Source organism: Bradyrhizobium centrolobii, from assembly GCF_001641635.1.
Classification (GTDB): domain Bacteria; phylum Pseudomonadota; class Alphaproteobacteria; order Rhizobiales; family Xanthobacteraceae; genus Bradyrhizobium; species Bradyrhizobium centrolobii.
In genome coordinates this window covers 15,367-41,136 of the sequence record NZ_LUUB01000123.1, presented here as the reverse complement: position 1 = coordinate 41,136, position 25,770 = coordinate 15,367, and the positions used below count along the sequence as shown (strand labels likewise).

The following is a 25,770-nucleotide window of genomic DNA, read 5'->3' as shown; positions in this document are numbered from 1 at the left end:
GCGGCAGGTCGAGCAGCGGGCGCGGCCGCCGCAAACGCTGGCATGCGGTACGTTGTGGCGCAGGCTAGCTTCCAGCACGCTCAATCCCTTCGGCACGCGCACCGTCTTGCCGTTGCCGTAGGACAACGCGATCATGCCGCCGCGCCGCTCGCGCAAGGCCCGCACGCCGCGCGCGAGCAGCACGAAGCCCAGCAGGCCAAGATAGCCGACGGTGAGGCCGCCGGTGATGCGGTCGAGCGTATCGGCCTCAGCGGCGCTGCCGAGCTGGCGCCGGGTCAGGTTATGCGTGCGCCACTCGCCGTCGTCGCTCTCGGCCGCGACGCTACGGCCGCCCTGGTAGACGCCGAGCAGCGCCAGCGTCGGGATCAGCACGGCCGCCGCAAGCAGATAGGGCGCGGCGCGCGCGAAGAAGGACTTTAGCCGCAGCCAGAAATAGATCCCGATGCAGCCATGCACCCAGGCGATCATGAGCAGGATCGTCATCGTCCAGATCCGGTTGGGCGACCCGACGAAGAACAGATAGAGCTCCTGCGGATAGAGCTTCTGGTGTCCGTAGAGCGTATGCCCGAGACGCACGCCGATGACATGCGCCATGACGAGGGCGGGAATGCTTAAGCCCAGCACGAGCTGGAGCGGCTCGATCGTCTTCCAACGGAACTGCCGGCGCTGGTACAGCGCGTAGACGCCGAGCCCCATATGCGTCAGCGCCGCCGTGTAGAACACGATCGCGACCGGCAGGAACTGCCAGAAGGCCGTGTGGTAATAGACCCCGACCTCCATCGCATCGACCGAGATGTTGCCGAGCGCGTGGTTGAGGAAATGGCTGACCACATAAGAGAACAGGATGACGCCGCAGACCAGCCGCACCTGCCGCAGGCTGGTGCTGCGGACCATTTCGGACATTCGTGCGGAAGCGGTGGCCATGATTCGGTTGTATCAGTTCATGGAGTAGAACAGCCAGCGTGGAGTTTAATTCCCGGGCGGACGGCTTTCCCGTTCACATGCGCGGCAAGCCGCCGCACACTCCGCCGTCGTCCCGGACAAGCGCCGCGCGGCGGCGCGCCGATCCGGGACCCATAGCCACAGGGCGTAGTTTGGCGAAGACTAGTAACCACGATCTCGCGCCACAACGTCTTCCTGTGGTTCTTGCGACGAGCGCGGGGGCCCGGGTCGCGCTTCGCTTGCCCGGGACGACGGCGGAGAAAGGAGCTTCGCCCGGCGGAACACCACGGACACATGCGGCAATATCCCCCACATTGACTCCCCCTCCCAAGTCGGGGAAAAGCGCGCCCGTGACGACGGCCGCCGACATGACATTGAAGCCCGACGGCGCCGCGCGCCGTCCCCTCGTCGTGGCCGCGCTCGTGATAGCGGCGATGACGCTGCTGCGCATCGTCTATGCCTCCGCGATCGAGCTGCGCACCGATGAGGCTTATTACTGGACCTGGTCGAAGGAGACCGCGCTCAGCTTCCTCGATCATCCCCCGATGATCGCCTGGTTCATCCGCTTCGGCACCGCGATCTTCGGCGACACCGCGCTCGGCGTCCGCTTTGGCGGCATTGTCGCGATGCTGGTGATGCAGCTCCTGCTCGCCGACATCGTCCGCCGCGTCACACATGATGTGCGCGCGATCGTGCTCGCGGTGCTGATGCCGGAGGCCGCGCTCTATTACGGGCTCTTGATGTCCAAGGTCGCGCCCGACGTCGCCTTGATCCCGTTCGCGATGGCGATGATGTGGTCGCTGGTGCGGCTCGCGCTGAGCGGTGACGGCCGGTGGTGGCTTGCGGCGGGCCTGTTCGCCGGCCTGTCGCTGCTGTCGAAATTCACCGCGATCATGTTCGCGCCCGCGGTCGCCGCCTTTCTGCTCGTGCCGGATTGGCGCTGGCGCTGGCTGCGCAGCCCCTATCCCTACCTCGCTGTGGTGATCGCGATCGCCATGTTCTCGCCTGTGCTGATCTGGAACGCCGGGCACGACTGGGCCTCGTTCCGCTTCCAGGGCGTGCGTGCCACGACCAACTATGGCATCTCGCTCCGCACCGTAGGCGACTATATCGGGCTGCAATTCGGCCTGGTCGGCTTCGTGATGCTGCCGGTGGTACTGTCGGGATTGGCGCTGACGGCATGGCGCGGCTATCGCGCGCGCGAGCCGGTCGCGATCTTGCTTTCGACCGCGGTGCTGGTTCCGTTCTTCTATTTCCTCGCGAAGTCGCTGACGCTCAGGGTCGGCGACACCTGGCCGATGTTCATGTGGCCGGTCGGCTTCGCCGCCGCCGCCATCAACCTCTCTATGTTGCCGCGCGAGCGCTGGTCGGCGAGGATGATCCGGTGGAGCATTTTCTGGGTGAAGACGGCCGTCGTCTCGGGGCTCGCCTTCGTCGTGATCGTGTTCCTCTATTACGTCGCCGCGCCCTGGAATTTTCTCGGCAAGATCGATCCGATCGGCGCCGAGGCCGGCTACGAAGAGGTCGCGGCGCGCGCGCACGCCGCCCTCGATGAGACCGGTGCGACCTGGATCGCGACCACGGACTACCGCACCTACGCCATGATGCGCTGGCTGTTCAGGGGACGGGTGCCGGTCATCGAGATCAACGAGCGCGGCCGCTTCCAGGACTTTCGCGATCCCGGTATGGACAGGATCCGCGGCCAGGCCGGGATCTATGTGGGCCGCGAGCCGGACAATCACGCGTCGGTGTGGGAGTCGATCCCCGCCAGACGTGAGCCGCTGGCAAAGGTCGAGCGCCGCTGGCGTGGTCTCGTGATAGACACCTACGCGCTGGAAAAGCTGACCGGCTGGACCCCGGACCTCTCGCCGCCGAAGGACTCGCCGCTGTTCCAGTGGCGCGTGCTGGCGGGGGAATTTGAGAAGCGTGAGCTCGCCTAGTGAGGCAAGCTCCGACCTCTTCCTTCTCCCCTTGTGGGAGAAGGTGGCATAGGCGGCCTTCGGCCGCCGTTCTTAAGAACGCCGAAGCGAAGCTTCGGCTATGGCGCCGGATGAGGGGTCTCTTTCCGCAAATACTTCTGCGAGAGGTTGCTCGCGGAGAGAGACCCCTCACCCGTCTCGCCGCTGCGCGGCGAGCCACCCTCTCCCACAAGGGGAGAGGGTGCAGCGAACCGCGCGGCGCGAATAGCGCGCTACTCCTCGTCTTCCTTCTTCCGCAACAGATCCGTCGCGAGGTCCGACAGCTTCGGTTGCGGCAGCGCTGCGAAGGGCAGCGGGCGCGTGACGTCGATCGCGGCGAGGCCGAGGCGCGCCGTCAACAATCCATTGAGCACGCCTTCGCCGAGTCGCTGCGACAGTTTTGCCGCGATGCCGTGGCCGAGCATCTGCTGCACCAGGCTGTCGCTCGCGGCCATGCCGCCGGTGATGGCGAGATGGGCGATGACATGACGGAGCAGGCGGATCATCCCGAGTGCGCCGGGCCGGCCGCCATAGAGCCGGGCGAGCTGGCGGATCAGGCGAAGCGAGGCGACGAATACGAACAGCACGTCGATCAGCGCGCGCGGGCTCACCGCGGTCACGATCGAGACCCGCTGTGCCGCCGATGACACCAGCCGCCGCGCCTCTGCATCCAGCGGCGTCATCAGCTCGCGCTCGGCGAGCCGGATCATGTCGGCGCCGTCGATGATCTCGCCTGCATGGCTCTCCAGCGCAGCACGTGCGCGCGCCAGCTGCGGGTTCTGGTGCGCGATCTTGAGCAAGTCCTGCACGATGGTGCGGCTTTCGGCGCGATCGTCGCTGGCTAGCACTGCGGCCGCGCGCTGGTGCAGCTTCTCGATCGTGGCGAGCCGCGCCAGACCGAACGCCTCGCGCCCGATCACCACCGCGAGCGCAAGCGCGGTGACGAAAGCGAAGACGAGGCCGACGATCCCGAGGCTTTCGCTGCGCGCGAACAGGTCCTCGATCAGATGGACGACGCCGAGCCCGACCCCGAGCAGCGTCAGGCCGGCGACACCGGACCAGAACAGCGTGCCCCAGGGGAGGCCGCGTCGCGCGGGAGCGGGCACCTCGACCGGCACCGGCAGCATCGACGGATCGGGCTCAGGCGTGATCTGGATGGTGCCGCGGCCGAGCCGCCCTGTTTCGTCCGCTTCGGTGACGATGACGCCTGGATCGTCCAGCCGGAACGTCGCCGGCCGCCGCTGCTGGGATCGGTCGTTCATTGCAACTTGTCTCCGATCAGGAACTGCAAGGCACGGTCGAGGCGGATGTGAGGCAGGGCCGGCTCTTCCGTCCGCTCGCGTTCGAGCTTAGGCGGGCGGAAGCGCAGGAAGCGGAAATCGCTCTTCTCCGCCGCGCCGGTGGAAAGGCCACGATAGGCATCGGTGCCGTTGAACAGCGCTTCGGGATCGGCGGGCAGGTCGCCCGGAAAGGTCGCGACTTCAGTGTTGCCGTCGAAGAACTCGCCGCCGGCGCTTTCGCCGGCCGTCGGCGTTCCCAGGATCGAGGGCAGCCTGTCGCGGCCATGCGCGACCTGCGCCTCGCGCGTGGCGCGTACGGCGGCGAGCGCCACTACGTCGATCTCCGCACCGGTGCTCTCGGCCCGCGTTGCAGCCCGCGCCACCGCGCGGCGCAGCACGGCCTCGAGCCGGTCATGACTGGAATGATGCAGATGGTCCGCCTTGGTCGCCGCGAACAGGATGCGGTCGATACGCGGTCGGAACAGGCTGGAAAGGAAAGTGCTGCGGCCGATGCGGAAGCAGTCGAGAATACCGGCGAGCGCGGCTTCCAGATCGTGCAGCGCCTCGGGTCCGGAGTTGAATGCGGCGAGCGCATCCGCCAGCACGATCTGGCGATCGAGCCGGGCAAAATGCTCCCTGAAGAACGGCCGCACCACAACGTCCTTGTAGGCTTCAAAACGGCGGACCATCATTGCCCACAGCGAGCCGACCGGCGCTTGTCCATCGGCGGGCACCTCGAGCGGCGCAAAGGTCAGCGCCGGCGTATCGGCGAGACTGCCGGGCATCAGGAAGCGGCCGGGCGGCAGCAGGCTCATGGCAAAGCGCTCGTCGCGGCAGGCGCGCAAATAGCCGGTGAAGAGCTTTGCGGCTGTCAGCGTTGCCTGCTCGTCCTCGCGGGCCTCCCCCTTCAAGGTCGAAAGATGCGCATGCCATTCGGTGGCAAGATGCGCGCGCGGCGCCTCGCGCGACAGCGCAAGGCTCTCCGCCGACCACTGCTCGTAGCTTTTTTGCAAGAGCGGCAGGTCGAGCAGCCACTCGCCCGGATAGTCGACGATATCGAGCGTCAGATTACGGTCCGCGCCGTTCTGGCGCTGGTAGTCGATGACGAGACGCAGCTCGCTGATGTCGACGGTCGAGTTCGGCCAGCGTCGCTCCTCGATCAGCGCGCGTAGATGGTTTTCATAGGCGAAGCGCGGCACGGCATCGTCGGGCTGGGGCGCAAGATGCGCCCGCGCGATCCGGCCCGATGCGTAGGCCTCGAACACCGGAAACCGGCCGCCGCGGGTGAGGCCGTGGATCAGCGCGGTGATGAACACCGTCTTGCCGGCCCGCGAAAGGCCGGTGACACCGAGCCGCACCGTCGGGTTGAAGAAGTGCTCGCCATAGTCCATGAGCGCGCGAGCCGACAGGCGCGCCTCCTCGACCATATCCTGGAAACTGAATGCCATATGAACGCGAGGAGCTCGGGCGGGTAATACGCAAAATGGATTAGTCACAAAGGTGGCAACTGTCTGATGAAAATCAAGTTCATACTTCCACCGCCTTTCCGGGCGAAGCAGCGAGTTGAACGCCGCATCGATCCAGAAAGACCTATATAAGAGTGCCATAGCGTTGCCCTCGGATTGCCATGACCGTCTTCAGGCTGAAGCAACTTGCGTCCACCTCCGCCCACGCCGCCGCCGATGTGATCGGCTGGAACTACGATCGCGCCGAGGTGATCGCCGACGGCGTCGTCCACGCGATCGGCGTGCTCTTCGGCATCGTCGCCGCGACCGTCCTGGTGGTGCTCGCGGCGCTCTATGCTTCTACGCTCGATATCGTCGGCGTTTCGATCTATGTCGCCGGCCTGCTCTCGATGCTGGTGCTGTCGGCGACCTATAATCTCTTGCCGGTCTCGCCTGCCAAATGGCTGCTGCGCCGCTTTGACCATTCCGCGATCTATCTCTTGATCGCCGCGACCTACACGCCGTTCATCCTGGAGTTGAAGGACAGTGCCTTCGCGCTGGTGCTGCTCGCCGGCGTCTGGTGCGTCGCGATCCTCGGCATTGTACTGAAGCTCTGTTGCCCCGGCCGGTTCGACCGCGTCTCGGTCGGCATTTACCTTGCCATGGGCTGGAGCGGCGTGATGCTCTATGACGCCGTGGTCAAGGCGCTGCCTGCGCTGGCGATGGGCTTCGTGCTTGCAGGTGGGGTGCTCTACAGCCTCGGCGTGATCTTCCACGCCTGGCGGCGTCTGCGCTTCCAGAACGCGATCTGGCACGGCTTTGTCTTGGCCGGCGCGGCATGCCATTATACCGCGGTGCTCGACCTTGTGTTGAGCTGAGCAAGACGCAAAAGCGGTATAAGAATAAGAGGAGACGTCGCATGCAGGTGGCCGGCAAGGTCGTGGTCGTCACGGGCGGCGCCAATGGCATCGGCAAGGCGCTGTGCGAGGCCTTTCATCGGGCGGGTGCGGCCAAGGTGGTGGTCGCGGACATGGAGGCGGCCGGCGCGCGGGCCGTGGCGGCGACCGTGAACGGCGCCGCCTTCAAATGCGACGTCGCGCAGGAAAAGGACATCGCCCACGTCATCGAGGAGACCGAGCGCCAGTTCGGCCCGATCGACCTGTTCTGCTCCAATGCCGGCATTGGCGGCGGTTTCGATCCCATGTCGGTGAACGCCGGCGGCTCCTCGGACGAGCCGTGGCAGCGGAGCTGGGCGATCCATGTCATGGCCCATGTCTATGCGGCACGGCACCTTGTCCCACGAATGAAAGCTCGCGGCGGCGGCTATTTCCTCAACACGATCTCGGCGGCGGGCCTGTTATCGCAGGTCGGCAGCCCCGCTTATTCGACGACCAAGCATGCCGCGGTGGGCTTTGCGGAAAATCTCGCGATCTCGCACAAGGCCCACAACATCCGCGTCTCGATCCTCTGCCCGCAGGGCGTCGACACCAACATGTTGCGCTCGATCCCCAAGGGTCCGCAATCCGGCGACGGCGACCTGACGCCCGAGCAGGTCGCCAAGGATGCGCTCGCCGGCATCGAGCAGGAGACCTTCCTGATCCTGCCGCATCCGCAGGTGCTCGGCTACATGCGCAAGAAGACCGAGAACTACGACCGCTGGATCGGCGGTATGGCCAAGATCCAGGCCAAGATGCGGGAGGAGTTTGGGAAGTGACCGTCAGGTCATTCCGGATTTTCCATGCGAGCTTGAGGCATTCTCGTGCCACATACTCAGTGTCGTCCCGGCGAAAGCCGGGACCCAACCCCAGGGAGAAGTTTGGCGAAGATTGGCGGTTATTTCTTTCCGCGGTACTTACACCGGCGCTTCACCGATAGATCACGCGGTATGGGTCCCGGCCTTCGCCGGGACGACGCTTGTATTCAAGCCGCAGTCCTCGCCTCGTCCTCCACGCGGCTCTGCCGCAGCGCTCTCGCATAGAGCATCATCCCCTCCCGCACCGTGCGCTGCTCCGCGTGCGTCAGCGCCTCCAGCGCGCCGGCGACCTGCTGTCGGCCGAAATCATGCAGCGCGGCCAGCGTGCGCCGTCCCTTCGCTGTCAGTGACAAGAGTTTGCTGCGCGCGTCGGCCTCGTCGGGCGTCTCCCGCAGTTCGCCGCAGTCGATCAGCTTGCGCACCATGCGGCTGACGCTCGATTTCTCCAGGTGCAGGAAATCGCAGAGCTCGCCCGACGCCAGCGGCCCCCGGATGCCGATCTCCAGGATGGTGTGGACGGCGGACGGCGGATAGTTCGTCGCCGCCACGGAGGCATCCATGAAGCCGAGCTCGCGCACCATCAGGCGGGACGCGGCGCGAATATCGTCGATCAGCGCAAGCTCGGCCACGTCTTGACTCCCGGTATATAGTTGTACCATACAACTATATGTGCGCGACGAGGCGCGCAAGCGTTTTGGAGTGGCCCATGAGCGGAATGTTGCCGGCCGGCAGACGGATGAGCGGCAAAGTCTGCCTGGTGACCGGCGGCGGCAGCGGCATTGGCCGCGCCACGGCGCTGCGGATGGCATCCGAAGGTGCCGAAGCGGTTCTGGTCGCGGGCCGGCGCGAGGCGGAAATTGAAGCCACGGCAGCGGCATGCCGCGAGCTCGGTGCGGAAACCATCCCGATCAAGACCGACATCACGCGCGAGGACGACGTTGCGCGGCTCGTCGACACCGCTGTTGAACGTTGTGGCCGGCTCGACGTCGCCTTCAACAATGCCGGCTTTCAGGAGCGGCGCGCGCCGCTAGAAGAGCAGGGCACGGACATCTACGACAGCGTGTTCGACACCAATGTGCGCGCCCTGTTCCTGTGCCTGCGCCACCAATTGCCGGCCATGCTCGCGCAAGGGCGCGGCAGCATCGTGGTCAATGCCTCCGTCAGCGGCGTGCGCAATCCCAATCCCGGCTTCTCGCTCTATTCGGCCTCGAAGGCGGCCGCGATCTCGCTGACGCGCTCGGCGGCGATGGAGAACGCCCCGCGTGGCATCCGCATCAACGCGATCGCGCCCGGCCGCGTCGTCACCGACATGATGCTGCGTGCCGGCGTCGGCGATGTCGCAACAGTGGGCGCCGGCCTGCCGCTGCGGCGGATGGGGACGCCGGAGGAAGTGGCGGAGGCGGTGGTGTGGCTTCTGTCCGACGCGTCGTCCTATGTGGTCGGCCATGTGCTGGCGGCGGACGGGGGATTTCTGGCGTCGTAGATCGCAACGGTCGTGCCAATCCCTCGGTGTCGTCCCGGCGAAGGCCGGGACCCATAACCCCAGGGAGCAGCTGTGGCGCGAAGCTGCCCACCACGAGTCTTCGCCCAACTCCATCCTGTGGGTATGGGTCCCGGCCTTCGCCGGGACGACGGCTAATGCTTCTGCGCGTACAACAGTGGCACCGCCGAATCGACGACCACCTCCACGAGGCTTGTCCCCTCGAACGCCAGCCCGCGCTTCAGCGCCTCGCCGAGCTCCGCCGCTTTCGTCACCCGCACCGCATGGGATCCCATGCCTTCGGCGAGTTTGACGAAATCGATGCCCGGCAGCTCCAGCCCCGGCACGTTGCGCACCTGCATCACCTGGCTGAACGAGCGCATCGCGCCGTAGCCGGAATTGTTGATCACGACGACGGTGAGCGGCAGCTTGCGCTGGACGGCGGTCCAAAGCGCCTGGATCGAATACATCGCCGAGCCGTCGCCGATCAGGCACACCGTGCGCTGTTTGGGCTTGCCGAGCGCCATGCCGACCGCGGCGGGCAGTGAGTAGCCGAGGCCGCCGCTCGCCATGGTGTAAAAACTGTCCTGGCCGCGCATCGGCATGAACTTTTGCATCGCCGGCCGGTGCGAGGGCACTTCCTCGACGAGTGATGCACCATCCGGCATCGCCTGCGACAGCGAATGCAGCAGGAACTCGACCGGCAGCGGATCGGCCGCTTGCGGCGCCGGCGGTAGCGTGCGGCCCTTTGGCGTTGTCCGTTTGCTCTCCGGCAAGAGATCGAGCAGCATGGTCAGCGCGGGCTTCATGGTGGCGATGATGCTGCTGCCGACTGGCGTGACCGCGGCGGCATCCGGATCATCGGTGATCTGGAAGATCGTCGCGCCACCGTCGAAGATCGATGCATGGCCCTCGACATGGAAGGTGAACACGGGCGCGCCGATAACGACGACGAGATCATGCTCGCGCAGCGCATCGGAGAGCTGCGCAGGCGAGGCGTGCAGGAAGCCCGCAAATTGCGGATGACGCTCGGGAAACGAGCAGCGCGCCGAGAACGGGCTGACCCAGACGCTCGCCTTCGCCTTCTCGGCGACGCGCACCATCAGGTCGACCGCGCCGGCGCGGTCGACGCCGGGGCCGACGACGAGGGCAGGGTGCTTGCTCGCGCTGAGCGCTGAGACCAGCGCCTTCATCGCCTCCGGCTCCGGGCCGACCTCGCGGCTGACCTTGCGCGCTTCGACCGGCGCGGTCGCATGCGCCCAGTCATCTATCGGGATCGACACGAAGGTCGGCCCGCACGGCGGCTGCATCGCGGTATAGTAGGCGCGCGCGATCGCGGCGGGCACATCCTCGGGCCGCGCCGGCTCGATGCTGTACTTCACATAAGGCCGCGGAAATTCGGAAGGGCGCTCGGCATAGAGGAATGCCTGTAGCGGCAGGATCGAGCGCGCCTGCTGGCCCGCGGTGATCACGAGCGGCGTCTGGTTGCGGTGCGCGGTGTAGATGTTGCCAAGCGCGTTGCCGACGCCGGCGGCCGAATGCAGATTGACGAAGCCGGCATTGCGCGTGGCCTGCGCGTAGCCGTCGGCCATGCCGACCGCGGAGGCCTCCTGGAGCGCCAGTACGTAGTCGATGTCGTCGGGCCAGTCGCTGAGGAACGGCAGCTCGGTCGAGCCGGGGTTGCCGAATACCTTGTTGATGCCGAAGGATCGCAGCAGGTCGAGCGTCGCCTGCTTGACGGTGACGGATTTGCTTGCCGCTTTGCCGTTCTTCATTGTTTCCGTCCCCTGAATGCTTGTTGTTAGTTCGTCATTCCGGGGCGCGAAGTGAACCCGGAATCTCGAGATTCCGGGTTCGGTCCTGCGGACCGCCCCGGAATGACGAGTTGTGGGCTACCACACCGCCGTGCCCTTCATCGTCGGCTGCCCTTCGGCGTTCGCGGTCCACAGCTCCATGCTCTCGCCGCTGTCATTGGCGTTGATGGAGAACTCCGTGCCCTCGAACAGCGGCTGCACGCCGCGATAGGTAAACTTCTTTGGCGCCGTGCCGCCGCGCAGCTTCGCCGCCATCTCGATGATGAACGCTGCCTGCAACGGTCCGTGGAAGATCAAGCCCGGATAACCCTCGACCTTGGTGACGTAGTCGCGGTCGTAGTGGATGCGGTGACCGTTGAAGGTCAGCGCCGAGTACCGGAACAGCAGCACGGGGTCGGAGACGTGCGTCTCGCGGTGCTGCGCCTTCGGCGGCGGAGACGGCGCCTTCGCGGGCGCAGCCTGCGTGCCCGTCATCTCGCGATAGACGATGTCCTGCCGCTCGCGAATGGCGACGCCCCGCGGCGAAGAAATGCTGTGCTCGACCGAGACGAAGCACAGCGTGCCGGTCGAGCCGGACTTCACCTGGACATCGGCAATGCGCGAGGTGCGCGTCGACTCGTCGCCGACGCGCAGAGGCTCCAGGAACTCGATCTCGCCACCGGCCCACATCCGGCGCGGCAGCGGCACCGGCGGCAGGAAGCCGCCGCGGGTCGGGTGACCGTCGGGGCCGAGCATCGACATCGGAAACACCGGCTGCGCCAGGCACCAGTGCACCGTGAACGGGGCGGCATCGCCTGTCCTGGGCTCGCCGACCTCCTGGAACAGCGTCGCGCGCAGGCTCTTGACGAGCTGCGCGGTGACGATGTCGGTCGCCTCCTGGGCGCGGCCGACCCATTGCCGCAAATGATCGATGTCGAGCTTCTCGGTCATGACGCCTCGCTCTTGTTTACTTCTTTGACTTGCTTGTTTGACCCGGGACGTTCGCCGATGCCGGGCACAGCGCCATAGCTGCGCGTCTCGCCGACGATGATCGGCGCCGGCGCGGGATAGCTGACGCGGCCGTTGGGCGTATCGACCTCGATGCGGCGCAGATGCGGATGGTTGGTGAGGTCGGCCATGGTGTTGACCTCGGCAAACGCAATGTCGGCGTCGGACAGTCGCTTCAAGAGCTCGTCGCGCGTCATCCTGGCGAAGGCATCGGCAACGGTCCTGTCGGTGAAATCGCGGTTGCGCACGCGCTCGACCATGTTGGCGACGCGCGGGTCGTTCGGCAGGTCCGGCTGGTCCAGCACCTCGGCGCAAAGTGTCTTCCACTCCCGCTCGCTCTGGATCGAGATCAGGATGTCCTTGCCGTCCTTCGACGTGAACACGCCGTAGGGTGCGATCGATGGATGGCGGAGACCCATGCGCTTCGGCGGATTACCGGCTTCCGCATTGAGCAACGGCACGGTGCACCAGTCGGCCATCACGTCGAACATGGAGATGCGGATGTCGGCGCCCTTGCCGGTGCGCCCGCGTGCGATCAGCGCCTCCAGGATCGCGGCATGCGCGGTCGCGCCGGTCGCGACGTCGACGATGGACATGCCGACGCGCGAGGCGCCGTCGGGATTGCCGGTGATCGACGCAAGCCCGCTCTCGGCCTGAATCAGCAGGTCATAGGCCTTACGATGCGCGTAGGGGCCTTCGTCGCCATAGCCGGTGATGGTGCAGGAGATCAGCTTCGGATAGTCCTTCAGCAATCGCTCGCGCGAAAAGCCGAGCTTGTCCATCGAGCCGGGCTTGAGGTTCTGCACCAGCACGTCGGCGCTCGCGATCAGCTTCTCCAGCTCGGCGCGGCCCTCTTTGGTCGCGAGATCGACCACCGCCGACTGCTTGCCGCGGTTGAGCCAGACGAAATAGCTGCTCTGGCCCTTGGCCGCCGCGTCATAGCCGCGCGCGAAATCGCCCTCGGGTCGCTCGATCTTGATCACTTCCGCGCCGGCATCCGCCAGGCGCGACGAGCAGAAGGGCGCCGCGACCGCCTGCTCGACCGCAATCACCCTGATCCCGTCAAGTGCTCCCATGATGCGACCTCAGTATGAGCGGGGCATGCCGAGCACGTGCTCGGCAATGAAGGAGAGCACGAGGTTGGTCGAAATCGGCGCCACCTGGTAGAGCCGCGTCTCGCGGAACTTGCGCTCGACGTCATATTCCTCGGCGAAGCCGAAGCCGCCATGGGTCTGGATGCAGGCGTTGGCCGCTTCCCATGACGCATCCGCCGCCAGCATCTTGGCCATGTTGGCTTCCGCGCCGCAGTCGAGCCCGGCCTCGTATTTGCGCGTCGCCTCCTTCACCATCAGCTCGGCCGCGCGCATCGACGCATAGGCCTTGGCGATCGGGAACTGGATGCCTTGGTTCTGGCCGATCGGCCGGCCGAACACCGCGCGCTCCTTGGCGTAGTTCGAGGCCTTGGCGATGAACCATTTTGCGTCGCCGACGCATTCGGCGGCGATCAGGATGCGCTCGGCATTCATGCCGGAGAGGATGTAGCGAAAGCCCTTGCCTTCCTCGCCGATCAGGTTCTCCGCGGGCACTTTCATGTCCGTAAAAAACACTTCGGTGGTGGCGTGGTTCATCATGGTGCGGATCGGGCGGATCTCGAGGCCCTTGCCCCTGGCCTCGCGCATGTCGACGATGAACACGGAAAGGCCGTCGGTGCGCTTCTTGACCTGCTCCTTCGGCGTGGTGCGCGCGAGCAGGATCATCAGGTCGGAATGTTCGGCGCGGCTGGTCCAGATCTTCTGGCCATTGACGATATAACCGGCATTGCCGTCCTTGCGCGCGAAGGTCTTGAGCGAGGAGGTGTCGGTGCCGCTGGTCGGCTCGGTGACGCCGAAAGCTTGCAGGCGCAGTTCGCCGCTGGCGACCTTCGGCAGCCATTTGGCCTTCTGCTCGCTGCTGCCGTGCCGCAGCAGCGTGCCCATCGTGTACATCTGGGCGTGGCAGCCGCCGCCGTTGCACCCGGCGCGCTGGATCTCTTCGAGGATCGCCGCGGCCGCGGAAAGCTTCAGGCCCGCGCCGCCATATTCCTCGGGGATCAGCACCGAGAGATAGCCGGCCTGTGTCAGCGCATCGACGAAGGCCTTGGGATAGGCCATCTCGCGATCGAGCTTGCGCCAGTATTCGCCGGGAAACTGCGCGCACAGCTTTGCGACGGCTTCGCGGATGTCGGCGTGATCTTCGGTGTGGTGTTCGTCTTGCTTTTCTTGGCTCATCGCGTTTCCCGTGGGCTTTGGTTGAGAGAATAGCGCCGGCCAATCCTCCGGCGTTGTGAAAACAACGCCAACCCCCTATGCTCATTTGCTATAGCGTATGGAGTAGCGTTCCAAGATTGGCAAGCATGGATTTCCGTCAGCTCAGGACCTTCAGTTGCGTGGCGGAGCTCGGCAGCCTGAGCAAGGCATCCGACACGTTGCGCGTGGCGCAGCCGGCGCTGAGCCGCCAGATCAAGCTTCTGGAACACGAGCTGCGCACCGAGCTGTTCACCCGCAACGGCCGCGGAATGGTGTTGACCGAGGCCGGACGCCTCCTGCTGGCGCGCACCTCCGGCATCGTCCGCCAGATCGACCAGATTCGCGACGACATCCAGTCGGCGAAAGGGCCGCCGTCCGGCCAGGTCGTGCTTGGCCTGGTTCCGACCGTGAGCTGCGTGCTGTCGGCGCGCTTTGCGCGGCGCTGCGTCGAATCCTTTCCCGGCATCTCGCTGCGCATCGTCGAGAGCTACAGCGGCCATCTCGTCGAATGGCTGCACCGCGGCGAGATGGATCTGGCCATCCTCTACGGCCGCTCGGCCGATCTGCATCTCAATGTGCAGGGCCTCGGCCGCGACAACATCGTCGCGGTCGGCCCGCGCGGCTGCGGCCTGTCGCGCAGGAAGAACGTCGACATCGGTTGGCTCTTGCGGCAGCGGCTGGTCCTGCCCAGTCATTCGCACGGCCTCCGCGCGCTGATCGAGCACGCGGCTGCCCAACGCAAGATCAAGCTCAACGTCCAGCTCGAGGCGGATTCCTTCCGCGTGCTGACGAGCCTAGTTGAGGAGGGGCTGGGCTTCGGACTACTGCCGCCCTCGTCGGTGCATGGCGAGGTCGCGGACGGGCGGCTGGAAACCGCGGCCGTGTCGAAGCCGATGACGCGCGAGCTCATTTTCGCTTCTCCGATCGACCGTCCCGCCTCGACGGCGTCGCTGGCCATCACCGCGCTGCTGCGCGACGAGGTCGCGGCCTGCCGCAAGGAAGGCCTCTGGGACATCAGGCTCGCTTGAACGTGAGCGCCTTCTTCGCCTCTCCCCGCCTGCGGGGAGAGGCCGGATCGCATCGCAAGATGCGATCCGGGTGAGGGGGACTCTCCGCGAGTCCAACTGCCACCGTCCTCGCGGAGACTCCCCCTCACCCCAACCCTCTCCCCGCAAGCGGGGAGAGGGAGCGCATCGGTCGCTCCTTCCATTCGTTTCACTGGGATCTAGGACAGAAGCGCTCAACTCTCACTTCGCATCTTGTGCGAGCTGTCATGCCGGAATTTTATAGCCCGGCTGGCTTCGCATTCCCCTCAGGGGACCTGCCGAGAGCATATCGCGTCGAGGAGCGTACGAAGCGATGCCCTGTCCGAAATGCGGACTGTTTCTGGATCATCTCCGTGAAACACGACCCTGGTCCCTTTGCCATCACGCATCACGGTGTTCGATCTGATGACAATCCAAGCACCGTCGTTCTGCCGCCGATAGGCGCCACAATCCACTTCAGTCACTGGCTGCGCGTTGAGCGGTTGAGCCCTGCTCGGATCGAGTACGGCGACAATCGTCAGAACCGCGAGAGCAAACGGCTTCATCGACCAACCTTTCACGCGCTGACTGTGCCGCCGATTAACTTGGAATCCTCACCGGCAACGACTCATACCCCTTGATGAAGCTCGAATAGATCCGCCGGGGCTCGCCCACCACCTCGATGCGGTCGAAGCGCTTCAGCATCTCCTCCCAGACGATCCGGAGCTGGAGCTCGGCGAGCCGCATGCCGACGCAGCGGTGGATGCCGAAGCCGAAGGAGAGATGCGTGCGCGGCCGGGGCCGGTCGATGATGAAGTCGTTCGGCTTCTCGAACATCTCCTCGTCGCGGTTGCCCGAGACGTACCACATCACGACGCGGTCGCCCTTGCGGATCGGCTTGCCGCCGATCTCGGTGTCCTGGAGCGCCGTGCGCCGCATATGCGCGAGCGGGGTCTGCCAGCGGATCACTTCGGGCACCATCGAGTCGATCAGCGCCGGATTGGCGCGGAGCTTGTCGTACTGCTCGGGGTTCTCGTTCAGCGCCAGCACCGAGCCGGTCATGGTGTTGCGCGTGGTGTCGTTGCCGCCGACGATGAGCAGGATGATGTTGCCCATGAGATTGTCGGGGTCCATGAAGCGCGTCGCGTCGTTATGGGCCATCAGCGACAGCAGGTCGTTGCGCGGCGCGGAGTTGACGCGCTCGTTCCAGAGCTTGGACATATAGGCGTAGCACTCGTCCATCTCGCGGCGGCGCTCTTCGGCCGAGGCGACGATGCCGCTCTTGGGCAGCGCGGTCGAGACGTCCGACCAGCGCGTCAGCTTGCGCCGTTCTTCCCATGGAAAATCGAACAGCGTCGCCAGCATCTGCGTCGTCAGCTCGATCGAGACGCGCTCGACGAAATTGAAGGTCTCGTTGCGCGGCAGATTGTCGAGCACGGTCTGCGAGCGCTGGCGGATCAGCTTCGCCAGTTCGTCCAGATGCGCCGGCGTGAACATCGGCGACACCGTCTTGCGCTGCGATGAATGCTTGGGCTGGTCCATGGCGATGAAGCTCGGCCAGTCATAGCCGGCGGGCACGTCGCGGATCGAGATGCCGCCGAGCGTCGAGTCCGAGGAGAAGATGCCGTGATTGGTGTCGACATGCATGATGTCGTTGTACTTCACCACCGACCAGTACGGGTCGATCGGCGCGTTGGTGCAGTAATGCACCGGCTCTTCGTTGCGCAGCCGCTCGAACCACGGCCACAGCGTGTCGTCCTGGAACAGCCTGGGCGCGCCTGGGTGGAATTGCGCCAGCGGCGTCGCATAGGCCTCCTCGCGCGCCTTGCGCATGCGTTCGGCCTTGTCCACTTTGACCGGCGCTTGGATGTTCATCGTAGTTGCTCCAGTGTTTCTTTCTTCGCCTCTCCCCGCACGCAGGGAGGGCCGACGCGCGAAGCGCGGCGGGTGAGGGGAGCCTCCACGAGCCGGCTGTCGCCATATTCGCGGAGAGAGCCCCTCACCATAGCCGATGCTTCGCATCGGCGTTGTTCACGAACGGCGGCCGGAGGCCGCCTCTGCCCTCTCCACGTAAGAACGGGGAGAGGGATGTCTTACGCCGCGATCCTGACCGGCAGCGTCTCGTAGCCCTTGATAAAACTCGAATAGACCCGCTTCGGCTCGCCGACCACGTCGATGTGATCGAAGCGCTTCAGGATCTCCTCCCAGATGATCTTCAATTGCAATTCGGCAAGTCGCAATCCCACGCAGCGATGAATGCCGAAGCCGAAGGAGAGATGTGTGCGCGGACGCGCGCGGTCAATGATGAATTCGTAGGGTTTCTCGATCGCCTCTTCGTCGCGGTTGCCCGAGACGTACCACATCACGACCTTGTCACCCTTCTTGATTTGCTTGCCCCGGAATTCGAAATCGACAAGCGCTGTGCGGCGCATATGCGCAAGCGGCGTCTGCCAGCGGATCACCTCCGGGACGAAACTGTCGATCAGTGCGGGATTCTCGCGCAGCTTCCGGTACTGCTCCGGATGCTGGCTCAACGCGTAGATCGAGCCCGACATGGTGTTGCGGGTGGTGTCGTTGCCGCCGACGATGAGAAGGATGAGGTTGCCAAGGAAATTCTTGGCGTCCATGTGACGCGTGGCATCGCTATGCGCCATCATGGAGAGCAGGTCGCTCTTCGGCGGTTGCTGGCTGCGTTCCTTCCAGAGTGCGGAAAAATACTGCGCGCATTCCAGCAGCACGGCCTGCCGGTCGTCCTCGGTGGGGACGAGCCCGTCCGGGCCCGGGATCGTCATGGCGACGTCGGACCAGTGTGTCAGCTTGCGACGCTCTTCCCAGGGAAAATCGAACAGCACCGCCAGCATCTGCGTGGTCAGCTCGATCGAGACGCGATCGACCCAGTCGAAGACCTCGCCTTTGGGAAGACTGTCCAGGCATTCCGCCGAGCGCTTGCGGATGTTGATGGCGAGGTCATCGAGATGGGTCGGCGTGAACATAGGCGCCACGGTCTTGCGCTGTGCGCTGTGGCGGGGTGGGTCCATCGAGATGAAGCTTTCCCGGCGCAGCTCCGGATCGACGTCACGGATGGTGATGCCGCCGAGCCTTGCAGCCGAGGAGAACGCCGCGTGATTGGTCTCGATCTCCATGATGTCGTTATATCTGGTCACCGACCAGTACGGCCCGAACATCGAGTCCTTGCAGTAGTGCACGGGCTCTTCGCGACGCAGGCGATCGAAATACGGCCAGAACGTATCGGTCCTGAACAATTCAGGGTCGCCGGGATCGAACTGCTCGAGCGGTAATGTTAGGGCGCGTTCGCGCAACGCATCGCTACTGGCTGTGCTCTCGACGGTACCGTGCATGGCCGGCTCTCCCTGACGTTCGTCCGCGCGCGTTCTTCTTGAATTCTGCGCTGCGGTATTTGGCTTGTAATTACAGCCGGTTGTCTGCGTCGGGGCAAGGGAGAGTTTTGCCACATCCAACCTTCGCGAGAGCGTCGGACGAACGTCACGCTCATGCGCGAACGTGACCGCCCGCACGCCCCTCAGGCGCAAATCGTGCGAGAAATCGCTTGAAATCGAGCGAAATCGAACCCGCCGATCTTGGGGATCGACTAACCTCTGATCTATAGTTTGAGCGGATCGGATCCGCATCCCGAGGTTGCTGCCGTGAATGACTTGCAATGGGCCCCGATCGGCCCGCCCCAACCGATACCGCCGCCGCTGCCGCCGGCCCGGGTCGATTTCACCGGCGACCGCGCCGAGTTCCGCAGGATGGCGACGAAGGGAGCGGCGCTCGAACTCGTTACCTTCGGCTTCTACCGGTTCTGGCTCGTCACCGACATCCGCCGGCATCTGTGGTCGAACACCTCGATCGACGGAGACGCAGCCGAATATACCGGGCGCGGCAAGGAGCTGCTGATCGGCTTCCTGTTCGCGCTCGCCATCCTGGTGCCGATCTACCTTGCATATTTCCTGGTCGGCATCGAGTTCGAGCGCTGGCAGGGCTTTGCCTCGACGCCGCTGTTCGTCAGCTTCTACGCCTTCGGCCAGTTCGCGATCTATCGCGCGCGGCGCTACCGTCTGACCCGCACGGTCTGGCGCGGCGTTCGCTTCTGGATGGATGGATCGGGCTGGGCCTATTCTGTCCGCGCCATGCTGTGGGGCCTGCTTGTGCCCCTCACGCTCGGCCTGGCGCTGCCCTGGCGCGAGGCGGCGCTGGAACGCTACAAGATGCAGCACACGCATTATGGCGATCTCTCTGGCGATTTCGAGGGCGATGGCTGGGAGTTCTTCAAGCGCGGCTGGTGGCTGTGGCTGCTCACGCCGATTGCGCTCGTGATTTTCCCGCTGGCGCCGTTCCTCTATGCCGAATTCAAGGCGCGGGAGTGGCGCTGGTGGCTCGCGGGCATCCGCATCGGCGGCGTGAGCCTTTCCTCGAATTTGCCGCACGACGCGTTCTACGGCCTCTATTGGAAGGTGATCGGCTGGTGGATGTTGCTCTCGACCCTGTTCGGCTTCTATCTCGCCGGTGCCACCGTTCTTGTCGTCAAGCTCAGCGGTCTGCCGGTCGATAAGGCGCTCGGGCCCGACGGACCGGCCAAGAACATCCCGATGCTGGTGATGATGGTCATCGGCTATTTCGCCCTGGCGCTCGCCATCAACATCGTGATGCGCGTCTATCTCCAGCGCGATCTTTGGGCGAAGGTGCTCGAAACCGTCGAGGTGCATGACATCGCAGCGGCGGCGGATGTGCGCGGCAGCGGCGAGCTCGCCAGCGCGCTCGGCGAAGGTTTTGCCGATGGACTCGATGTCGCGGGATTTTGAGCCGTGAGTGATGTGTCCGCCGAGGCCATGGCCGGGGCTGAGCCCGGAAAGCCGACGATCTTCTTCGACGGCGTCTCAAGCCGCAGACATCGGGTCACACTGACGCTCGGTGACGCACTCGTGATCGGCGAGGAGGGGGAAGCGCCGATCCGCTGGGCCTATGCCGACATCCGCCGCGCCGACAGTCCGGCCGGAATCCTGCGCCTCGCCTGCACTTCCGCGCCGCCGCTGGCGCGGCTCGAAATCCGCGACGCCTCTCTCGCGGCGGAGCTGACCGCGCGCTGTTTGCTGCTCGACGAGCACCAGACCACACGCCGCGGCGTGGCCAAAATCGTCGGCTGGTCGCTCGCCGCCGCCGTCTCCATCGTCTGCGTCGTGCTGTTCGGCGTGCCGCTCGCCGCCGACCGCCTTGCGCCGCTGGTGCCGAAGCCGGTCGAGCGGCGGATCGGGGACGCCGCCGAGGTCCAGATGAAGACCATCTTCGGCCGCGGCACCTGTGACGACGTGGCCGGGCAGGCGGCGTTCGCCAAGCTGGTGAACCGCCTGCGCGACGTCGCCGGTCTCGATGAGTCCATGACGGCAGCAGTGCTGCCGGCCTCGGTGCCGAACGCCTTCGCGCTGCCGGGCGGCAAGGTCTTCCTGCTGAAGGGCCTGCTGGACAAGGCCGAGAGCCCCGACGAGATCGCGGGCATCCTCGCCCACGAGCTCGGCCATCTCAAGCATCACGACAACATGCGCGGTCTCATCTACAATGGCGGCACCTCGTTCCTGATCGGCCTCTTGTTCGGCGACGTCACCGGCTCGTCCGCCGTGATCTTCGCCTCGCGCAGCGTGGTCGAGGCCTCCTATTCGCGCGACGCCGAGACCAATGCCGACACCTTCGCGATCGAGACGATGCACGCGCTCGGCCGCTCGCCGAAACCCGCGGCCGAACTGATGTTCCGCATCACCGGCAAGGAGGGCGGCTCTGGCTTCACGATTCTGGCAAGCCACCCGCTGACCGAGGATCGCCTCGCGCGCATGACCAAGGAAGACCGCCCCGCAAGCGGCCCGCCGCTCCTGACCGATGCGGAGTGGAAGGCGCTGAAGGGGATTTGCGGCGGCAGCGGGAAGATCTGAGCTTCCCGCTCCGCGAACCCGACGCTGTTATCTCGTTCCGTAAGCGCGGTCGCCGGCGTCGCCAAGGCCCGGCAGGATGAAGCCGTTCTCGTCGAGACCCTCATCGATCGCGGCCGTCCAGATCCGGACGTCCGGGTGTAATCCGCGAACGCGCTCGAGTCCCTCGGGCGCCGCGATCAGGCAGACGAGGCGGATGTCCTTGGCGCCGCGCTCCTTCAGCCGGTCGACTGCCGCAACGGCCGTATTGGCCGTGGCCACCACCGGCGTCACCACGATGGCAAGCCGCTCGCTGAGATCTGACGGCGATTTGAAGAAATACTCGACCGCGGCGAAGGTGCTGGGTTCACGGTAGAGCCCGATATGCGCGACACGCGCGGTCGGCACCAGGTCCATCATGCCGTCGACAAACGTCGTGCCGGCGCGCAGCACCGGAACGAAGACCAGCTTCTTGCCCGCGATCTTTGCCGACTGCATGCGCGTAAGCGGCGTGTCGACTACGACGTCGGCGAGCGGCAGGTCGCGCGTCACCTCGTAGCACAAGAGCATGCCGATCTCCTTGACCAGCTCCCGGAACGACTTGGTCGAGATGGATTTGTCCCGCACCAAGGTCAGCTTGTGCTGGACCAGCGGGTGATCGACGATGGTGACGCCTTCCATGAGGTGATGCTCCTGACGACACTCTTTCTTCCTTCTCCCCTTGTGGGAGAAGGTGGCGCGCAAAGCGCGCCGGATGAGGGGTTCTCTCCACGAACTTCAATGAGAGATGCGCCCGTGGAGACAGACCCCTCACCCGCCTCGCTTCGCGAGGCACCCTCTCCCACAGGGGGAGAGGGTCAGAAAACGGTGCCATCGCTGATCACCTTGAGCGGCGGCGCGCCGTCGCTGCGCCGTTCGAAGGCGATGGCCCGGCCCGCCGCCCATGTGCCGCCTTCGAGGATGCTTGCGAGCGGCAACGAGTCCGGACTGCGGCCGAGCTTCGCACGCACGCGCTCTGCGAGGCGGTCCAGCAGGGCGACGGTGAGCGCGCGCCACTCCACGACGAGAGGAGAATCCACCGCATGCGCGCGCTCCGCGTCAGCGGCGTCGCGCAGGCGAAGGACCTCGTGATCGACGAACAGGCCGCCATTGCGGTATTCGGCAAGCCCGGTCAGGCCATCGATGTCGGTCACGTCAAGGCCGGCGCGCTGGAGCGGCTCGATCAGCGAATAGCTCAGCCATTGCGAAAGCTTGTGCAGGGGAACGAGGCCGGCGGTTGCATCGTCAGCCGTGATCGCGGGATGGCGCCAGCAGTCGCCGAGCGGAAGCCCCGCAAGCTCGAGCCGCGAGGGCCAGATCGGCCCGAGCTGGTTCAGCACCTCGGACAGGATCGTGGGCGCAGCGATCGCGCCGTTGTTCGCCTGCGCCGCGAGACGATCGAACAGACCTCCGGGCCGCGGTGTGTCGCGCAAACCGAATATCTCCGGGCGCTCCGCCGCCAGCCTGCCGAGGCGCCGCAGCAGATCCGCGCGTCCCTCGAGACCGAGCAGCGGATTTGCTTCCGTGACCTGAAAGCCGGCCTGAAGCGAGGCGAGCGGCAGCTCTGCGATCACACCCGCATCGACCCTGAACGGCACGTGCGCATCGCCGGAAAAGGCGCCGCCAGCGAACATGTCGAGGCTTGCCATCGCAAGCCCCTCGGACCGGCCGATGCTCTGTCCCGTCACGACATCGCGGTATCGCCACACTGCGCCGGCACCGGCATCGAGCAACACGCTGACGATGGCGAGATCGAACTCGGCGCGTGCACGGGTTGCTCGATCCGGCCACGACGCTTGGTCCGCAAGCCGCGCCCAGCGGTCGACACCGCCGAGCACGAAATGCCGCCATCGCGCATGGAAGGGAATATCGAGCGTCGGATAGGACCGGCGCGTGACCGCGACCACGGCGTCCGCGACGCCATCCATGCGATCGAGATCGATCGTGAAGTGCGTGAGCCCGCCGCGCAGGCCGAGCTCGAGCATATGCCCGGCGCGCGCGCGAACCGCAGCTGCGGTGAGCAATGAACGGGCCTGTTGTTCTGTCGCCGCGGCGTCCGCCATCACGGTATCAATACTTCTCCAGCGAACGCCCGACCACGCCGTTCACGTCCTTTTCGGGCGCAACGTCGGTCGAGTAATATCCGGCGGCCTTCTTGGCGGCGATCTCGACATAGGCGTCGGCCGGAATCAGCTCCGGCGGGATCGGCACGCGCTCGACGATGTCGATGCCCTGCGAGGTGAGCGCATCATATTTCATGTCGCTCATCGACAGGAAGCGGTCGATGCGCTTCAGCCCGAGCCAGTGGATCGTGTCTGGCATCAGCTGCTGGAAGCGCGCATCCTGGACGCCGGCGACGCATTCGGTCCGCTCGAAATAGGCGGCGGCCGCATCGCCGTCCTCCTGGCGCTTGCGCGCGTTGTAGACCAGGAATTTCGTGACCTCGCCGAGCGCGCGGCCTTCCTTGCGGTTGTAGACGACGAGCCCGAGCCCGCCCTCCTGCGCGCCGCGCGCGGATTCCTCGATGCCGTGGATCAGGTAGGGCCGGCAGGTGCAGATGTCGGAGCCGAACACGTCCGAGCCGTTGCACTCGTCATGCACGCGGCAGGTGATCCTGGTGCGATGGTCGGGCAGCTTGCTGACGTCGCCGAACAAATAGACGGTGGTGCCGCCGATTGGCGGCAGGAACACTTTCATGTCCGGCCGCGTCACGAGCTCGGGGAACATGCCGGCGGTCTGCTCGAACAGCGTGCGCCGCAGTTCGGTCTCGCCGGTACCGAAGCGGGCCGCAAGGCCCGGCAGGTACCAGACCGGGTCGATCGCGATCTTCACCACCGACACGCTGCCATTGGCGTGCACGACCTCGCCGTCGGCGCGCAGGCGCTTCGCCGCCAGCGCGTCGCGAATCTCAGGCAGGTCCAGCCGCGCGCGCGTCACCGCGATGCTCGGCCTGATGTCGGCGCCTTCGGCGATCTCGTTACGGAAATTCTCGGCGACGAGGTGCCCCCAGGGATCGAGCGCGACAATCTTGGTCGGATCGTTCCATTGCGGAAAGGGCCCGATGGTCGCCGCCGGAAAGGTGTTGGTGAGGTCGGGACGCCGGATCGGATCGAGCGCGCCCGCGGAGACGGCGAGCGCCCGGTACACCGCATAGGATCCGCCATGGCTGCCGATCACGTTGCGATCCTGCGAGCGCGACACCGTGCCGATGATCGGCCCGCGCTTGCGCGCATCCGCGGCGCCCCAATGGATCGGAAAGGCCGCCTTTCTGCCCGGCTCCGGATGAGAGGTGAGGCGGATGTGGTCGGTACGGTTCGCACGGCTCATGACCAGACTCCCAAAAAGCCAACGGCCCGCCTGTCCGACGGGCCTGGCTCAGGCGCGCTACCGCTGCGGAACAGCGGCGACGCGCCCTAATCTTTCATATTGTAGCGGCGAGCCACGACGGACAAGTTAATCGTGCCGCGGGGCGAGGCCGTTCATTTCCATCATTCGTCATATAGTTATTCGCGCGCCCAGGCTGAATGCTGCGCTCAATGCCGACGAAAGACCCACATTTCAAATTTTTGTTCTTGTTATATATTTGAAATTACTAATGTTTTTATCTTCGCGTTCTGGCGAAGTCAGCAGCCGCATTGCACCCATCTCCTCGATCGTAAGACCTGGCGGGTCGGGNGGCCGCGATCCAGGCGCGCGCGAACCCGTCCCGACACAATTCAGTCGTCGTCTCCCGGTTAGGTTGATTTACCGGATCGGGGGCAACCTTGTCGTACAGAACGTTTTGGGCTTGCGTCGTCGTGCTCTGCTGCCTGGCCTCGGCCGCCGGCGCTGCGGGCATTCAGCTCCTGAACTCCGACCGCGCTCTGTCGGGTGCCATCTGGTATCCTTGCGCGGGCGAGCCGGCACACATAGCCCTCGGAAATCTGGATGTGGGCGCCGACTTCGGGCTGACCGGCGTGAAGGATTGTCCCATCACCGGCGCGAAGCTGCCGCTCATCGTCTTCTCTCATGGCCGCGGCGGCTGGTTCGGCCAGCATCACGACACCGCGGAAGCGCTGGCCGATGCGGGCTTCGTCGTCGCGGCGATCAATCATCCAGGCGACAGCTACGGCAACTCCGCCCAGCGTGATGATCTCTCCGTCTTTGCCTCGCGTCCGGTCGACATCGTGCGCCTGCTTGATTTTGTCCTGCACGACTGGAAGGACAAGGCGGCAGTCGATCCCGCGAAGGTCGGCTTCTTCGGCTTCTCGAAGGGCGGCTATACCGGCCTGGTCCTGATCGGAGCCCCGCCGGACTTCGCGAGGCTCGCCGAATTCTGCCAGGACAAGACTGGAGTTTGCGCAGAACTCCGTAGCGGCGTAGCCGCGCCGCATCCGCCTCAGGATGCACGCATCCGGGCCGCAGTGATCGTCGATCCCGCGACCGGTGTGTTGTTCACGCGAGACAGTCTCGCCGTCATCAATATCCCCCTTCAGTATTGGCGATCGGAGCGGGGAGGTCCGGGCGTCGGTGATGGTTCGGGCACCGCACGTGTTGCCGAAATTCTGCCGGGCAAGCCTGAATTTCATGCCGTGCCGGCCGGCCACTTTGCCTTCCTCGCACCGTGCTCGCCGGAGCTCGCGGCAGCCGTTCCGCGCATCTGCACCGACACGCCGGCGAACTTCGACAGGGCCGCCTTCCATCGCGATTTCAACGCGAGCGTCGAGCGCTTCTTCCGGGAGCATCTCGCGCCCGCCCCGTAATCCGCGGCTCCGCGCGGCGAGATCGCCTGCGAATGTAGGAGGTCGTCATGCCCGGGCTTGTCCCGGGCATCCACGTTCTTCGTTCCGCGGGATAGGCGTGGA

20 protein-coding genes and 1 pseudogene are annotated in these 25,770 nt (G+C 65.4%); 8 read left to right on the top strand and 13 right to left on the bottom strand.

Annotated features, from left to right (window positions below; translation table 11 throughout):
- Positions 1 to 924: pseudogene (locus AYJ54_RS53285) on the bottom strand (adenylate/guanylate cyclase domain-containing protein); the annotation flags it as partial.
- A gap of 386 nt (positions 925 to 1,310) precedes the next feature.
- Between AYJ54_RS53285 and AYJ54_RS43755 the strand changes: the two are divergent.
- Positions 1,311 to 2,882: a glycosyltransferase family 39 protein gene (locus AYJ54_RS43755; RefSeq protein ID WP_063708702.1), complete on the top strand. Its 1,572-nt coding sequence runs from the start codon at positions 1,311 to 1,313 to the stop codon at positions 2,880 to 2,882.
- A 251-nt stretch (positions 2,883 to 3,133) separates the two neighbouring features.
- Here the strand turns inward: AYJ54_RS43755 and AYJ54_RS43750 are convergent, their stop codons facing one another.
- Both AYJ54_RS43750 and AYJ54_RS43745 read right to left on the bottom strand, forming a co-directional pair.
- Positions 3,134 to 4,162, bottom strand: a complete 1,029-nt coding sequence (locus AYJ54_RS43750) for a YcjF family protein (RefSeq protein WP_063708681.1) — start codon at positions 4,160 to 4,162, stop codon at positions 3,134 to 3,136.
- Entirely contained in the window at positions 4,159 to 5,628 is a 1,470-nt protein-coding gene (locus AYJ54_RS43745; protein ID WP_063708680.1) for a YcjX family GTP-binding protein, read from the bottom strand. Before AYJ54_RS43745 ends, AYJ54_RS43750 begins: the two co-directional genes overlap by 4 nt.
- A 179-nt stretch (positions 5,629 to 5,807) precedes the next feature.
- Between AYJ54_RS43745 and trhA the strand changes: the two genes are divergently transcribed.
- Together trhA and AYJ54_RS43735 are read left to right on the top strand one after the other, a co-directional pair.
- Positions 5,808 to 6,503 carry a PAQR family membrane homeostasis protein TrhA gene (gene trhA, locus AYJ54_RS43740; RefSeq protein WP_063708679.1) on the top strand — a complete coding sequence of 232 codons (696 nt, stop codon included), beginning with the start codon at positions 5,808 to 5,810 and terminating at the stop codon, positions 6,501 to 6,503.
- A 41-nt stretch (positions 6,504 to 6,544) separates the two neighbouring features.
- Positions 6,545 to 7,339: an SDR family oxidoreductase gene (locus AYJ54_RS43735; RefSeq protein WP_063708678.1), complete on the top strand. Its 795-nt coding sequence runs from the start codon at positions 6,545 to 6,547 to the stop codon at positions 7,337 to 7,339.
- 206 nt (positions 7,340 to 7,545) lie between these two features.
- Here the strand turns inward: AYJ54_RS43735 and AYJ54_RS43730 are convergent, their stop codons facing one another.
- Positions 7,546 to 8,007: a MarR family winged helix-turn-helix transcriptional regulator gene (locus tag AYJ54_RS43730; RefSeq protein ID WP_063708677.1), complete on the bottom strand. Its 462-nt coding sequence runs from the start codon at positions 8,005 to 8,007 to the stop codon at positions 7,546 to 7,548.
- 77 nt (positions 8,008 to 8,084) lie between these two features.
- On the opposite strand from AYJ54_RS43730, the gene AYJ54_RS43725 reads away from it, so the two are divergent.
- Positions 8,085 to 8,861 (top strand): SDR family NAD(P)-dependent oxidoreductase, encoded by a 777-nt coding sequence (locus AYJ54_RS43725; protein WP_063708676.1) that lies wholly within the window; start codon positions 8,085 to 8,087, stop codon positions 8,859 to 8,861.
- Between the two features lie 152 nt (positions 8,862 to 9,013).
- On the opposite strand, the gene mdlC is transcribed toward AYJ54_RS43725, so the two are convergent.
- From mdlC to AYJ54_RS43705, 4 genes are all read right to left on the bottom strand, one after another.
- Positions 9,014 to 10,633 carry a benzoylformate decarboxylase gene (gene mdlC, locus AYJ54_RS43720; RefSeq protein ID WP_063708675.1) on the bottom strand — a complete coding sequence of 540 codons (1,620 nt, stop codon included), beginning with the start codon at positions 10,631 to 10,633 and terminating at the stop codon, positions 9,014 to 9,016.
- 117 nt (positions 10,634 to 10,750) lie between these two features.
- A complete protein-coding gene (locus AYJ54_RS43715) occupies positions 10,751 to 11,602 on the bottom strand; it encodes an HTD2 family dehydratase (protein WP_063708674.1) in 852 nt (283 codons plus the stop codon).
- On the bottom strand, positions 11,599 to 12,735 hold the full coding sequence (locus tag AYJ54_RS43710) for a CaiB/BaiF CoA transferase family protein (RefSeq protein ID WP_063708673.1): 1,137 nt from the start codon (positions 12,733 to 12,735) through the stop codon (positions 11,599 to 11,601). The genes AYJ54_RS43715 and AYJ54_RS43710 overlap by 4 nt, the downstream gene beginning before the upstream one ends.
- Before the next feature lie 9 nt (positions 12,736 to 12,744).
- Positions 12,745 to 13,926: an acyl-CoA dehydrogenase family protein gene (locus AYJ54_RS43705; RefSeq protein WP_063708672.1), complete on the bottom strand. Its 1,182-nt coding sequence runs from the start codon at positions 13,924 to 13,926 to the stop codon at positions 12,745 to 12,747.
- Between the two features lie 125 nt (positions 13,927 to 14,051).
- On the opposite strand from AYJ54_RS43705, the gene AYJ54_RS43700 reads away from it, so the two are divergent.
- Positions 14,052 to 14,972 (top strand): LysR substrate-binding domain-containing protein, encoded by a 921-nt coding sequence (locus AYJ54_RS43700; protein ID WP_063708671.1) that lies wholly within the window; start codon positions 14,052 to 14,054, stop codon positions 14,970 to 14,972.
- Positions 14,973 to 15,569: 597 nt separating this feature from the next.
- Here the strand turns inward: AYJ54_RS43700 and AYJ54_RS43690 are convergent.
- Together AYJ54_RS43690 and AYJ54_RS43685 are read right to left on the bottom strand one after the other, a co-directional pair.
- Positions 15,570 to 16,844, bottom strand: coding sequence for a cytochrome P450 (locus AYJ54_RS43690; protein WP_063708669.1), 1,275 nt, complete (start codon positions 16,842 to 16,844; stop codon positions 15,570 to 15,572).
- Positions 16,845 to 17,062: 218 nt separating this feature from the next.
- Positions 17,063 to 18,328, bottom strand: a complete 1,266-nt coding sequence (locus AYJ54_RS43685; protein ID WP_063708668.1) for a cytochrome P450 — start codon at positions 18,326 to 18,328, stop codon at positions 17,063 to 17,065.
- Positions 18,329 to 18,634: 306 nt separating this feature from the next.
- Between AYJ54_RS43685 and AYJ54_RS43680 the strand changes: the two genes are divergently transcribed.
- Positions 18,635 to 19,792 (top strand): YjgN family protein, encoded by a 1,158-nt coding sequence (locus AYJ54_RS43680; protein ID WP_063708701.1) that lies wholly within the window; start codon positions 18,635 to 18,637, stop codon positions 19,790 to 19,792.
- A gap of 27 nt (positions 19,793 to 19,819) precedes the next feature.
- The gene (locus AYJ54_RS43675; protein ID WP_430641471.1) at positions 19,820 to 20,911 is read left to right on the top strand and encodes a M48 family metallopeptidase; all 1,092 of its coding nucleotides are present in this window, start codon (positions 19,820 to 19,822) and stop codon (positions 20,909 to 20,911) included.
- Between the two features lie 27 nt (positions 20,912 to 20,938).
- Here AYJ54_RS43675 and upp read toward each other — a convergent pair whose 3' ends face one another.
- The 3 genes from upp to AYJ54_RS43660 form a co-directional block, all read right to left on the bottom strand.
- Positions 20,939 to 21,568: a uracil phosphoribosyltransferase gene (gene upp / locus AYJ54_RS43670; protein WP_063708666.1), complete on the bottom strand. Its 630-nt coding sequence runs from the start codon at positions 21,566 to 21,568 to the stop codon at positions 20,939 to 20,941.
- A 176-nt stretch (positions 21,569 to 21,744) separates the two neighbouring features.
- Positions 21,745 to 22,989 carry a URC4/urg3 family protein gene (locus tag AYJ54_RS43665; RefSeq protein ID WP_063708665.1) on the bottom strand — a complete coding sequence of 415 codons (1,245 nt, stop codon included), beginning with the start codon at positions 22,987 to 22,989 and terminating at the stop codon, positions 21,745 to 21,747.
- A 7-nt stretch (positions 22,990 to 22,996) separates the two neighbouring features.
- Positions 22,997 to 24,253 carry a GTP cyclohydrolase II gene (locus AYJ54_RS43660; protein ID WP_063708664.1) on the bottom strand — a complete coding sequence of 419 codons (1,257 nt, stop codon included), beginning with the start codon at positions 24,251 to 24,253 and terminating at the stop codon, positions 22,997 to 22,999.
- Between the two features lie 602 nt (positions 24,254 to 24,855).
- On the opposite strand from AYJ54_RS43660, the gene AYJ54_RS43655 reads away from it, so the two are divergent.
- Positions 24,856 to 25,668 (top strand): alpha/beta hydrolase family protein, encoded by an 813-nt coding sequence (locus AYJ54_RS43655; RefSeq protein ID WP_347337251.1) that lies wholly within the window; start codon positions 24,856 to 24,858, stop codon positions 25,666 to 25,668.
- Positions 25,669 to 25,770 lie beyond the last annotated feature (102 nt).